The sequence below is a fragment of the Chloracidobacterium sp. genome, from assembly GCA_016715795.1.
Lineage (GTDB): Bacteria > Acidobacteriota > Blastocatellia > Pyrinomonadales > Pyrinomonadaceae > OLB17.
Window position 1 is genome coordinate 27,444 of the sequence record JADJXP010000001.1, and the last position, 12,718, is coordinate 40,161.

General features: G+C 57.8%; 12 protein-coding genes and 1 tRNA gene. 6 read left to right on the forward strand and 7 right to left on the reverse strand.

The genetic code is table 11. From position 1 onward, the window contains the following. Positions 1 to 16: 16 nt before the first annotated feature. Genes IPM59_00185 through IPM59_00195 form a run of 3 tightly spaced genes read right to left on the reverse strand, consistent with a single transcriptional unit; the run spans position 17 to position 1,483 of the window. Positions 17 to 532: a GNAT family N-acetyltransferase gene (locus IPM59_00185; GenBank protein MBK9214013.1), complete on the reverse strand. Its 516-nt coding sequence runs from the start codon at positions 530 to 532 to the stop codon at positions 17 to 19. Continuing rightward, complete coding sequence (locus IPM59_00190; GenBank protein MBK9214014.1) at positions 525 to 980, reverse strand: bacterioferritin; 456 nt, start codon at positions 978 to 980, stop codon at positions 525 to 527. The genes IPM59_00185 and IPM59_00190 overlap by 8 nt, the downstream gene beginning before the upstream one ends. Positions 981 to 1,009: 29 nt before the next feature. Further along, complete coding sequence (locus tag IPM59_00195; GenBank protein ID MBK9214015.1) at positions 1,010 to 1,483, reverse strand: NfeD family protein; 474 nt, start codon at positions 1,481 to 1,483, stop codon at positions 1,010 to 1,012. A 98-nt stretch (positions 1,484 to 1,581) separates the two neighbouring features. Here IPM59_00195 and IPM59_00200 point away from each other — a divergent pair. The 3 genes from IPM59_00200 (at position 1,582) to mdh (ending at position 3,886) form a co-directional block, all read left to right on the forward strand. Beyond that, a tRNA-Leu gene (locus IPM59_00200) sits at positions 1,582 to 1,668 on the forward strand. Between the two features lie 44 nt (positions 1,669 to 1,712). Continuing rightward, on the forward strand, positions 1,713 to 2,300 hold the full coding sequence (locus IPM59_00205) for a hypothetical protein (protein ID MBK9214016.1): 588 nt from the start codon (positions 1,713 to 1,715) through the stop codon (positions 2,298 to 2,300). Between the two features lie 650 nt (positions 2,301 to 2,950). After that, on the forward strand, positions 2,951 to 3,886 hold the full coding sequence (mdh, locus tag IPM59_00210) for a malate dehydrogenase (GenBank protein ID MBK9214017.1): 936 nt from the start codon (positions 2,951 to 2,953) through the stop codon (positions 3,884 to 3,886). 136 nt (positions 3,887 to 4,022) lie between these two features. Here the strand turns inward: mdh and IPM59_00215 are convergent, their stop codons facing one another. Beyond that, entirely contained in the window at positions 4,023 to 4,406 is a 384-nt protein-coding gene (locus tag IPM59_00215; protein MBK9214018.1) for a hypothetical protein, read from the reverse strand. A 175-nt stretch (positions 4,407 to 4,581) separates the two neighbouring features. Between IPM59_00215 and IPM59_00220 the strand changes: the two genes are divergently transcribed. Further along, positions 4,582 to 4,842 (forward strand): hypothetical protein, encoded by a 261-nt coding sequence (locus tag IPM59_00220; GenBank protein MBK9214019.1) that lies wholly within the window; start codon positions 4,582 to 4,584, stop codon positions 4,840 to 4,842. 361 nt (positions 4,843 to 5,203) lie between these two features. On the opposite strand, the gene IPM59_00225 is transcribed toward IPM59_00220, so the two are convergent. Genes IPM59_00225 through IPM59_00235 form a run of 3 tightly spaced genes read right to left on the reverse strand, consistent with a single transcriptional unit; the run spans position 5,204 to position 8,879 of the window. After that, the gene (locus IPM59_00225; protein MBK9214020.1) at positions 5,204 to 5,509 is read right to left on the reverse strand and encodes a type II toxin-antitoxin system RelE/ParE family toxin; all 306 of its coding nucleotides are present in this window, start codon (positions 5,507 to 5,509) and stop codon (positions 5,204 to 5,206) included. Further along, complete coding sequence (locus IPM59_00230; GenBank protein ID MBK9214021.1) at positions 5,506 to 5,745, reverse strand: addiction module protein; 240 nt, start codon at positions 5,743 to 5,745, stop codon at positions 5,506 to 5,508. The genes IPM59_00225 and IPM59_00230 overlap by 4 nt, the downstream gene beginning before the upstream one ends. 59 nt (positions 5,746 to 5,804) lie before the next feature. Beyond that, positions 5,805 to 8,879: a VCBS repeat-containing protein gene (locus tag IPM59_00235; GenBank protein ID MBK9214022.1), complete on the reverse strand. Its 3,075-nt coding sequence runs from the start codon at positions 8,877 to 8,879 to the stop codon at positions 5,805 to 5,807. 246 nt (positions 8,880 to 9,125) lie between these two features. Here IPM59_00235 and IPM59_00240 point away from each other — a divergent pair, with 246 nt between their 5' ends. Continuing rightward, positions 9,126 to 9,269 (forward strand): hypothetical protein, encoded by a 144-nt coding sequence (locus tag IPM59_00240; protein ID MBK9214023.1) that lies wholly within the window; start codon positions 9,126 to 9,128, stop codon positions 9,267 to 9,269. A gap of 860 nt (positions 9,270 to 10,129) precedes the next feature. Then, positions 10,130 to 12,700, forward strand: coding sequence for a S8 family serine peptidase (locus IPM59_00245; protein MBK9214024.1), 2,571 nt, complete (start codon positions 10,130 to 10,132; stop codon positions 12,698 to 12,700). Positions 12,701 to 12,718 lie beyond the last annotated feature (18 nt).

Genomic DNA, 12,718 nt, shown 5'->3' on the forward strand with positions numbered 1-12,718 from the left:
TTTAGCAGGAATCGTGTCAGGACAGCGGCATGTGAAACAGTTTTAGCTGCTCGTCATCGCTCGCGATGATCTCCCGGAAGCAGAAGCCGAGCTTCTCCAGCAGCCGGACCGAGGCATCATTATCGAGTGACGTGATCGCGAAGACCTCGGTGAATCCAAGCCCCTCACGCCCGTATCGCAGCAACGCCTGCGAAGATTCAAAACCGTAACCTTGCCGCTCGTATTCGGGCAGGAATGCAAAACCGATGTCCGGCCCCGGCAGCGTGTCGCGTCGGACAAAGCCGCAATTGCCGATCGGCGTTCCGTCTTTGAGGCACACGGCATACATCGAATAACCATGCTGGCGATAATTGGCAAGGAATCGCTCCTCGATATACGGCTTGGCCTCCTCGACGGTACGGACGCCTCGGTCGGCGATGTAGCGGTGAAATTTTGGCGTGTTGATGAGTGCCAGCACAAAGGCGGCGTCATCCGTGGTCATCTCACGAATGATCAGCCGCTCTGTTTCTGTTATGACGCGGCCCTTACTCATCAAAGGGCGCGATCTCGCCCGGCTTTCTCAGCATCTTGTTGACCTCGTCGAGATGGATCTCCTCGAGCAGGATCATCTCGCGGGCATATTCCTCGAGGGCGACAGACACGCCTTCGGTGATCGACAGCAGTTCGTAATAGGCATTCAGCGTTGTGCGCTCGTGGTCGAGGCTTTCGCGCAGGATGTCGCCGATGTCGTGCTTCTCGGTCTCGAGCAGTGGGCCGATCTTGAGGCTCGGATGGCCGCCAAGCATCGTGACGAATTCACCTGCCTTGTGCGCATGGCCCATTGATTCGTCCGCATTTCCCTTTAGCCACGAGACGATCGGGATTCGGTTATAGCCAAAGACCATCAGGCTGTAATGCGTATAGCGAACTACGCCGGCCAGTTCGAGTTCGAGGATCTTGTTCAATGTGTCGATCGCGTTCTGTCTTTCAGTGTTGTTCATGATAGATACTTTAGCGCAGGCACGGCGGTTTATCCTCGCCACGACGGCAGGTCTTTGGTCACTCGTCGGACATAAACGGACGAACCCTTTACCTCGACGACCTCGACCTTTTCACCCTCTTTGAGCGGGTCTTCGTCATCGGTCGGAAATGCGGTCCAGACCGAGCCATAGACCTTGACCGCGCCCTCATTCAGCGCTCCTTTGCTGGCGGTTGTGACCGTTCCGACCTTTCCGGGCAGGGCGTCGAAGCCGGTTTTCATGCGGTCGCGTTCGCTGTGAGAGAAGTAACGGGCAAATATGGTGCGCGACATCACCGTCAGGCCGATAGAGACGCCGGCAAAAACAAGAAATTGGAGCAGAAATCCTCCGCCCATTAAGCCTGTCAGGGCGGCCGCCGCGGCGCCGACACCAAACCAGAACAGCACAAAGCCCATCGTGAACATCTCTGCGATGATCAATCCCACGCCCAGCACCAGCCACAGGATCCAAAGGTATTGGTCCATATTTGTTCTCAATATACGTTTTCAGTACACAATGCACAATGCAGAATGCCAAATGACGACTGTGCATTGTGCATTGTGCATTCTATAATTGCATTCGTGCTGGGGTGGCGGAACTGGTAGACGCACAGGACTTAAAATCCTGCGGCCTCAGGGCCATGCGGGTTCGATTCCCGCCCTCAGCACCATGTGCGGCACGGCGTTTGCGGTAATGCGTTTCGGGAGAAGTGCTATGAAAAGGAACGCCATAATTTCCGCCGTCATCGCCGCGATCTGTTTCCTCTCGACGCCGCCTGCGAATCTTGCGCAGGATCGCCGCGTGCTCTCTGACGCCCAGCGAATCACGGGCGACCGCTTTACCGTCACGATCACCACGCCAAAAGGCGCAAAGGTCTATGCGGTCTCACGGCCGTCAAAAGCCGTCCTAAAGGCTATCGACACCGGCCTCGAAGACCTTTTTGCCGTTGCGAGGAAGAATGGTTATCACAAGCAGTTAGACTATTCCGATTACTCCATCTACATCGCCCGTGCCGACCGCAAGCGTGACAGCCAGGGCCAGTATTCGCCTGACATCGCCGTCGGCGCGGCGCAATACGCGGGGAGCGTTTACGATCAGGGAGGATACATCTATGCCGCCGGCATGGTGATCTCGACGGACAAGAATGCCTTCGTCATAGCCGAACATACCAAGCAGCTCGACCGCATCTCAAACGTCGTCCGCTACGAGGGCGAGCATCTCGTGCTCTATCACAACGACCGGCGGCGGTTCAATGCCACGCTCGACCACAGCCGCGGCGGCGGCCATCCGATCCTGCAATAGTGCCCGATATCGTGCAACTGTTGACCAAACGGGCAGAAAAGTTTGGTGCCGAATGCAACGCGTCGGAAAGAAAAGCCCTCAAAAGAGATGGTTTCGGCCGCTTGTGTGGCACACGCAAGGCGTGGCACGAGCATTGCTGACGCTAAGTGGACAGGCCCGATTGTTCGGGCCCGATAAAGGCATAAAGTTTGGCCGTTGGCGAGAACCGATCGGCCATTCAAGAGAAAGCCCGACGTGAAGGGGAGAGCGCGTCGGGCTTTTTCTCTACGTTGATGTTTTCGTGCGAATTCTATTTCTCGGCGGTCACGGCGTGGAAGCGTCTTGCAAGCCGAGATGGCAAGGCAAACAGCCATCGGAGATGGCGTAAGCATGTAGCCCAGGGCAAGTGACCTGGGAAGGTGTGGATACAGATTCGCGAGCTATCGTAGATAGCGGCAGAGAGATGCCGATGCCTGTCACCCGTTACACGGGCTTTGTGCCTGTTTGGTCACCTTCCCAGTCCTAGCGGACTGGGCTACACGCTGATGCCATCTCCGATGGCAACAAACTGATCTGCCTCCCTAACGGTCCTGCTTTTTGCCGTTCGCCTTGAACTGTGACAAAATACCCTTTTATTTAATACGACTATCTCAACACAGGAAGGTTTAATAATGGCTGCAGGAAGGAATAAGGTTACGGTCGTCGGTGCGGGAAATGTCGGCGCGACGGCTGCTCATTGGATCGCGAGCAAAGAGTTGGCGGATGTCGTGCTGGTCGATATTGTCGAGGGCACGCCGCAGGGCAAATCGCTCGATCTGGCACAGGCGGCGCCGATCGACGGTTTTGACGTCCGGCTCGTCGGTGCGAACTCTTACGAGGAAACAAAAGATTCTGACGTCGTCATCATCACGGCCGGATTGCCCCGCAAGCCGGGCATGAGCCGCGACGATCTGCTCAAGACCAACAGCGACATCGTCGGCGCCGTGACGGATGAGGTGGCGAAATACTCGCCAAATGCATTCATCATCGTCGTCTCGAATCCGCTCGACGCGATGACGCAGGTCGCGTTTCGCCGCTCGGGCTTCCCTAAGAACCGCGTGATGGGTATGGCCGGCGTTCTGGACGCCGCCCGCATGCGCTGCTTCCTAGCCGAAGCACTGAACGTCTCGGTCGAGAATGTCACGGCGTTCGTGCTTGGCGGACACGGCGACACGATGGTGCCGCTGCCGCGTTATTCGACCTGCGCCGGCATCCCGATCACCGAGCTATTGCCGAAAGAGACGATCGACGCGATCGTTGAACGCACCGCCAATGGCGGCGCTGAGATCGTCGGTCTGCTCAAGACCGGTTCGGCCTTTTATGCTCCGTCGCTCGGTGCCGTCGAGATGGCCGAGGCGATCCTCAAGGACAAGAAAAAGATCCTGCCCTGTGCCGTCTTTCTCGAGGGCGAATACGGCGTCAGCAATCTTTTCGTCGGCGTCCCCGTAAAACTCGGCAAGAACGGCGTCGAGCAGATCATCGAGATCTCGCTCTCAAACGACGAACGCACCGCGCTCCACAAATCAGCCGCCGCCGTCCAGGAACTGGTCGATATCCTTAATATTTAGCCACACGCCAGAAGCGGGTGATCGGTTGCGGCTTGCCGCTCTATTTGCGGAGGAGCTTGCTCCTCCGATCCGCTGTATTCACGTGCGGCTTGCCGCCGCCGAAACATTAGGCGGCGGCAAGCCGCCGAAGCTACCCTTATCTGACGCGGCTCACGCGCGAGGTTCGCCTTAGGTCGAGCATCAGCAGTCCCTGGTTGTCGATCTTTATGCCCTGAAATGCGACCGTGCCCTCGACGCGGATGCCGTAGTTACGGCAAAATGTGCTGGCCTGTATCATTCGCGAGGCGGCCGCATTTCGCGGCTTGAGCGGGAATGCGTTCGGGGCAGCCGCGCGCACGGGCCTGATCCCGATGCGCGAATTTACCTTGTCAAAGAGCAGCACCACCGCCTCAGGCCCCCCGATCGCGTCGAGCACGTTCTTATTAACAAATATCTGCCCCTTGCGATTCAACGAAACGTGCAGCCCCGCGCCCGCCTTCTGTCCCGGCCCGCCCTCAAATTCTTCCCAATGATCGATCATGATGGTTTCTCCTTATGTGTAGATTATATGTTAATGTCGCAATGATGCAACACACGGGCATCATAGCAAGCAGGAATCGGCAGCGTCAAGTGCTTCGTTCCGCCGTTCATTGCCGCTTCTTGGGCCGCGTAGCGGCCACGTGATTGTAGCCGTGGGTTTCAACCCACGGATAGCAATGAGAGCGATATTTGTCGCGTCAGCGACAATTGAAAAATGCGTGCCGAATGTTCAACCGTCGCTCCGCGACGCAGGCATTCCGATCAAACTACCGTGGGCTGAAGCCAACGGCTACAGTCAACCGTCGCTACGCGACACAGGAATGATCGGACAGTGGCTATTTGGTAAGAATATCGATCTCATCGATCTCACCCATCAGCCGGGCGGTCTCGGTCAGGGCGACGATGATCTTTTGGTAGTGCCCGATGTCCTCGAATGACAGCGTCCGGCCCCGGCGGTCCTTGTCCCTGAAGGGGAAACAGATAATAGCCCGGGGTGCAACCCCGGGGAACGTCCGCCGCCGACCTCCGCTCCCTGAAGGGGAGCAACATCCGAGGGGCCTTGTTCGACCCCTTCAGGGTCGGCGTCTGTTTGGGGACGGTTCCCAGGGTTGCGGCCTTCGGCCTGACCCTGGGCTATTATCTGTGTCCCCTTCAGGGACTCTTCCGCCAACTCACTCAACAGCAGGTCCAGCTTAGATACGTGCCGAAAACAAAATGGCAGGTCAGGAAGGGGCCTCGGCCCCGCTGACCTGAGTGGCCGCTCAAGCCCGGCGGGGCCAAGGCCTCGCAACCGCACAACTATCCTTGCAATCCTTCAATGCGATCCCGCCAATAGAGCGGCTCCCGCTTGTGATGGGCTATCGCGAGGATCACCAGCTCGGAGGCAGACGGAAAATAAACGACATTGTAGGGGAATTTTGTTGTAACGGCCTTACGCACACGCTTATCGATCAAGACTCCCGCAAATGGGTTTCGCCTGAGGTACTCCACGGCCTCCTTGATCTGCTCTATAAAGATGCCGCCCAAACCCGGCGACTGTTCTTCATAGAATTCGGCAGCGTCTGCGAATTCCTCCTCTGCAATCGAGAGAAATCGGACGATCATTCCCCGATCCGGGACCTTACCCTGTCGATAACTTCGTCCAGAGGCGAAGATACGATCTCACCGTTTTGATAGGCATCAAGCCGGTCCTCCGCCTCTGTTGCCCATAATGACTCGATGGCGGGCTCGTCGGCGTCGCTCTCGTCCAGACCTTTCAGCAGGCTGTGCGCCAACTGCGCTCTCTCGTGGACAGCAAGTCCGCGAGCCGCATGTTCGATACTCTCAAGCGTTCCGTTCATGCCGACATATTACACCCTTTTTGGGTACAAGCGATAGCACCGAATCCCGCTCTCAACGGTCATCGTCCGGGCGTCGGCGTATCGCCGTTCAGGCCCCATTGGACGTTTGTATAGCTGCTGTTTGAGCTGTTTTGCCTGTGCCACATTCCGTCGACGGAGCGGAAAACGGCGGCATCCGCTTTGCCGTCACCGTCGTAGTCGGCGGGTGTCGGGATGCCGGTCGCATTGACAAGGACGATCGAGCGATATGTCCCGTTCGAGCTGTTACGGAAATGCCACGTGCTTGTCGAAGGCCGGTAAACGGCAATGTCGGCCCGTCCGTCGCCGTCGTAGTCTGCCGGGACCGCCGTATCGCCGTCGGTGCCGAAACTCTCGCCTCTCGCGGTACCGTCCGAACTCCGGGCGTAGTACCACTCGCCCTGCGACGGACGCCAGATGCCGATGTCGGCTTTACCGTCACCGTCAAAATCGCCAACCGCCGGAACGTCGCCGCTCTGGCCAAACCGCATTGCGACGGTCGCCCCGTCGGAACTGTTCTGTCGATACCACACTCCCTGCGATGCGCGAAATACGCAAATGTCCGCCTTGCCGTCGCCGTCATAGTCGGCCGGTACAGGAACATCCTCGTCGTTGCCGAACGAGCGATGCATTGGTATGCCCGTTGAACTGTTAATTACGCTCCATCCGCCGTCCGACGGCCTGAAGACCGCGATATCTGTCTTACCGTCGCCGTCGTAATCGGCAGGTGCGATCTTGTCGGTTGTCACACCGAAGCGCACCGCGCTAAATCCTGCTGTCGAGTTCTGTAAATACCACATCCCGGTTGACGGACGATAGACAGACACATCCGACCTGCCGTCCCCGTCATAATCGAACGGCGTCGTCCTCGGCGTCGATACGAGCGCATTGAATCTCGCCAGATGACGCACGCTAACCTGCTGACTGCCGCTCGCCGCTGACGTGAACTCACCGCCGATCAGCAGCCGGCCGCTGCGGTCGAGTTCAGTCGCAAACACTTCCTTGTTCGTCCTTCCGGGTCCTTCCGCCAATGTCCCGTCTGCGTTCAGTAAGGCAATGTTCTGCCTCGGCTGCCCGTTATACGTCGAAAACGATCCGGCGATCAGGATCTGGCCATTTGCGAGCACCTCGATCGAATTGATCCTGCCATTCGCACCACTACCAGTATGGAACGAATTATCGATCCCACCGCTTGGATCGAGTTTTACAACATCGCTCGAGGGATGGACCCAACGAACCATAAGGGTTTCGCCGCCCGACAACGGGGCGAGTCGGGCTACGGCGAAAATATTATTCGCCTGATACATGGTGAACGCAGGGTCGCGAGTTCCGTCAGGATTGAGGCGCGCAAGATACCCTCCGGCGACGTTGCCGTTGATGTTTCCGATCGAGAATCTGCCCGAAACAAGTATTCTTCCTCCATCGACGAGCGCGATGTCGTGCGCAGAGGTCTGGTTGGCAGTGGGAAAAAGGTTCGGATCGAACGACGTATCCTTCGTTCCGTCCGGATTTAATAACGTCGGAATAGCGAGCGGACCGGGACCGCCAGTCGTCGCCCCAACCAGAAGCTTCCCGTCGGCACGGACGACAATCTTATTTGTGCTCAAGTAACCGCCCGACTGGGGAAATTGTGTCCGTATGGCGTGGGAAAGGTTGAACGACGCATCAATTTCCCCGTTCGGTCCGATCCTGACGACGTCAGACCGCTGCGTGCCGTTGACCCAATAGTCAAAGTCTCCACTGACGAGAATCCGTCCATCTGTCTGCGGAAGGATGTTATATACAGAGCCCAGACGCTCAAAGTAATTCCCGGTCGGGGTAGTTTTCAGGCTGAATGTGGGATCCAGAATTCCGTCAGAGTTTAGTCGGGCCATTCGGGCGATCAATACCCCGTTAACCTTGTCAAACTCTCCACCGATCAGCAATCGGCCGTCATTTTGCACATGAACGGTGCGGACCTTTCCATCGACAGTCCATTGGGGCCCCGCGCCGTTGGGATTGAACGATGGATCGAGGGTCCCACTCGGAAGGAGCCTCAAAAAAAGGTTCCCTGTCCCAATACTCTGGCCTACCATCATTCGGCCATCTGGTTGGATCATCGTCTGTCCAACACTCCACGCGTAAAAGTAAGAAGGCGATGCCGGATCCGCCGACCCATTTGGAAGCAGGTAATGCACTCTACTCCCGCTGGGGCCAGTGTGAGCGTGATAGGCCGCTGCTATCCGCCCATCCGGGAGGGCCCGCATATCGTCTTGAGACCCGGAGAAAACAGGGGTTTGAAAACTGTCGTCCATGCCGCCGTCGGCGTGGACCCTAAAGATCTTGTTATCGACGCTGAAGACTATTTTATTGTCTGCCTGTGTCAGAGCCCTCTGCATGCCGTTACGTGGATAAACCGTCCATGCAAACGACGTGTCGCGAGACCCGTCCTCGTTTATACGCAGGAGGAGTGTAACGTGCGCTGCCCCATCATACATTCCATAGATGATCTTGTTTCCCTGAAGAGCGATTCCACCTTCTGTCGGGTGTGGAACAGGTGTGAATGTAGGATCGAGGACCCAATCCGGTGTAAGCCGGACAATTGCACGCTGCACCGTTGTACCGTTGACCGAAATACGAAGGTTGCCGTAGACCACGATCCGCCCGCTCGCGTCGAACCGTATGTCATCTACGTTGCCTGTGAACCCCGGGTTGAAGGACGGATCAAAATTACCGTCTGCTGTAAGCCTGATCAATTGGTCTTCCGAAAATGTCATTCCGTTCGACAGCGTCCCGTTACCTTGCAACAGGATTGTGCCGTCAGGCATTGCCCTCACTTCAGGATTTCCCTGGGTGAGAATGTTGTTGTTAAAAGACTCGTCCAACGTCCCGTCGGCATTCAGCCGGATCAAAAGACCAACAGAGCACTCGTTGTAAGTATTGAATGATCCTCCAACGATCACCTTCCCGTCCGGCAGATAAACCAGTCGTTGGATCGCGATCGTTCCGAAACTGGTCGTCTGTATCTGTGGTGTAAATGTCGTGTCGATGCCTGAGCCCATCGCCGCGCCGTAGGCGATGAGAAGTGAGAGGAGAATTAATGTTGCTCTGCGACAGTTATTGAGTTGGCTTTTCATGATGTTGTCGGTGTGCCGTTCTTAATTGACGGCGGGCTTGGTGGACGGAAAGTGAGAGTGAGACTAGTGCCTCTGAATGAACATTTTACTTTGTTTGGCCGTTTGAAAACAACAGTTTTTGTGGTGGCCAAGATTGTTGCGCGGTCCGGCCACATCGAGGTCAGGAAGGGGCCTCGGCCCCGCTGACCTGAGTGGCCACTCAAGCCGGCGGGGCCAAGGCCCCTTCCTGACTGCGCATTACCGGTCATGGATCAGACTCTGAAATACCTGCCGGCCCGGCGTTGGTGTCTCGCCGTTGGGCCGCCAGGTATCGTCGATCTCACCCATCAGCCGACCGGTCTCGGTGAGGGCGACGATGACCTTTTGGTAGTGCCCGATGTCCTCGAATGACAGCGTCCGGCCCCGGCGGTCCTTGTCCCTGAAGGGGACACAGATAATAGCCCGGGGTACAACCCCGGGGAACGTCCGCCCCCGACCTCCGTTCCCTGAAGGGGAGCAACATCCGAGGGGCCTTGTTCGACCCCTTCAGGGTCGGCGTCTGTTTGGGGACGGTTCCCAGGGTTGCGGCCTGGGACCTAACCCTGGGCTATTACCTGTGTCCCCTTCAGGGACTCTTCCGCCAACTCACTTCACAGCAGGTCCAGCTTAAGATACGCGCCGAAAACAGATTGCGGCGGGGAAGGGGCCTCGGCCCCGCTGACCTGAGTGGCCACTCAAGTCGGCGGGGCCAAGGCCCCTTCCTGACTGCACGATACCAACGCGGAATCCGGTTCCCGCGGGCAGCGTAGGTATTGAGTGGACGGCGGCGTTGCAGGGGGCAAGAGTTCTCGCATTCACAGCGGTGCGGCTGTGGTTTTGGGAGATAGCCGGGAATGTATTGGCTGTGGTGCTCTTGGGCGCAGATTGGGACGGAAAAAAGGGGCGAAACGGTCGATACAATTCGCGATTTTGTCGATACAAATTGCACTTTTGGAGCATTTTTGTCGATACACATTCCACTTTTGGAGCACTTTTGGCGATACAGGATCGCGGATCCCGCGTATGCAGCGGCCGGCCCGGCGCTGATTCGGTCACGTTGACCGCGATTTCAGTCAGGCTGACCGATTGACCGATACGGCGGCACGCCCGCGAATCTTCTAACTCTCATTATATCAACAGTTAGCACTTTGGCACGGGTCTTGATAATAAGAGGCCGGCGGCACCTGTGTGCCGTTGATTCTCTGCCCCGGAATTAGGAGCGACAGAAAACGATGAAGACCCCAACCTTTGATCTCACAGCGACGCGTCGGTTCGCAGCAATTGCTATCCTCGCGTCATTCGTGCTCTCGAATGTATTTGCCGTCGAGACGCTTCGCGGTGGTGCTGAAAAGCCTGCAGCGATGTCGGCCGCTACGGCAAACTACACCACCGACCTGACGCAGCTTGGCCGTGACGGAAGATTGCGTGAGGACTCGAGCTTTGAGAGCGAGACGGTCCGGCTTATCAAGATGCTGAACGCCGGCGGACTTCGCCAGCCGGTGATCGTCAGCGAGGACCGTGCCGTGCAGGAGACCGTTGTCGAGCAGGCCGCGCTGCGCATTGCAGCCGGGCGAGTGCCCGCCCAGCTTGCCGGCCGCACGATCCTAAAGGTCGAGGCCGACACGCTGTTCTCAAATGCCGGTTCGGCCGAGAACGCCGTCAAGATCATTGATGCGATCGTCGCCGACGCCGCGGCTTCAAAGGGCCGCATCATCCTTTTTGTCAATGACCTCACAAGCTTTGTCGGCGACGCCGCCGTCAAATCAAAATTCTTTGCTTCCGTCGCTGAAGGAAACCTCACCGTGATCGGCGGCAGCTCGGCCGCCGCTTACGGTGAGCGGATCGAGGCAAATGCAGCGGTCGCAGGATACTTTGAAGGCATTCTGATCGCCGGAAAGGAAGCGGCAGGCGCCGTCGCAGCCAATTCCATGAGGAATGCGGATGGCTATCGCGGCGACAACGTCTCGCCCGACCTGCGCGACATGTTGGCCGCCGACCCGAGCGGCAAGACCCGCGTTGATACGATCATACAGGCCAAGGACGCTGACAGCGCTGCCTTTCGCTCGCTACTCGCCGGCGGACAGGCACGCATTACCGGCCGTATCGGCTCGACCGATACGCTCGTTGTCAATCTTCCGCTGTCTGCTCTGAACGCTCTCTCGACAAGCGGCACGATCAATTACATTTCGCCCGATCGAGCGACCACCATCACCGGCCACGTCGAAGACACGACCGGAACAGCCGCGATGCGCTCGCAGGCCGCTGCTCCGGGCCGGGCCGCTTATACGCTCAACGGCGACGGCATCGGCATCGCGGTCGTAGATTCCGGCATACAGGCCGGGCACAACGGATTCAAGAACGACCTGAACGCGTCGCGCGTCGTCGCGAACGTCAACTTTACTAACAGCAATCTGAACGATACGGCTGACGTTTACGGCCACGGAACGCACGTCGCGGGCCTCGCTTCAGGCAGCGCGAGCCGCAACAGCGGCGCCTATCGCGGCGTTGCCCCAAATGCGAAACTCATCAGCGTCAAGGTGCTCAATAATCAGGGGATCGGGAATACCTCGTGGCTTCTCAATGGCCTGCAGTGGATAATCGACAACCGCTCGACCTACAACATCAAGGTCGTTAACCTCAGCCTCGGCACGACCGCCGTCGATACTTACACCAACGATCCCGTTTGCCTCAAGGTCAAGCAGCTCGCCGAGGCCGGCGTCGTCGTGATCGCCGCCGCCGGAAATCTTGGCAAGAATTCGCTGGGCCAGAAAATGTATGGCCAGATCCACAGCCCCGGAAACAGCCCCTACGCGATCACCGTCGGCGCAAGCAATTCGCTCGGGACCGCCGGCCGCGGTGACGATGTGATGGCCACCTACAGTTCGCGCGGGCCGACACGCAGCTTCTATCGCACGTCGATCGGCACGCCCGTGTATGACAATCTGATCAAGCCCGACATTGTTGCCCCCGGCAATCGCCTCGTCTCGTATAAGTCGAGCAACAACACAATGTCGCAGTCGAACCCGGCACTCAATCTCGATGCCACGAACGACAACGACTCAATGATGTACATGAGCGGCACGTCAATGTCAGCTCCCGTCGTCGCCGGCGCAGCCGCGTTGCTGCTCCAGGTCAATCCAAATCTCACGCCCAACATGGTCCGCATGCTGATGCAGTATTCGGCCCAGCCGATCGCCGGTGCGAAGACATTCGAGCAAGGCGCCGGCCAGCTCAATCTCGACGGAGCCGTCCGCCTCGCAAAGCTGCTCAAGACCGATGTTGACTTCCAGGCGATGTCAAAGGGCACGAGCATGGTGCCCTCCGGCACGACGCTGCCCGCAGCAAACTCAACCATCGGCGGCGGCACATTCCCGTGGGCACAGTTCGTCGTTGGCAAGTTCACGACGATCTCGGGCCCTTCGCTCGTAACTGACTTTCAGAGTGTCTACAAGCGCGAAAACCTTATCGGCACCGGCGTAAACTTTGGCAACGGAGCATTTACGCTGAACACCGCGTCGTATTTCACCGGCGGCCTCTCGATCGACCGGAACGTGACGATAAGCAACGGTTTAGCCCTAAATGCCGGCACAACCTACCTGTCGTATGGCGTGCTTGTCGGCGACGGCGTTCTGGTCGGTGATGGCGTTCTCGTCGGTGACGGGGTTTTAGTAGCTGACGGCGTATTGGTCGGCGACGGTGTCCTCGTCGGTGACGGGGTGCTTGTCGGCGATGGCGTGCTGGTCGGCGATGGTGTGCTCGTTGGTGACAGTGTGCTCCTCGGTGATGATACGCCGTCAATGTAGTAGGAATTTCTTCAGGAC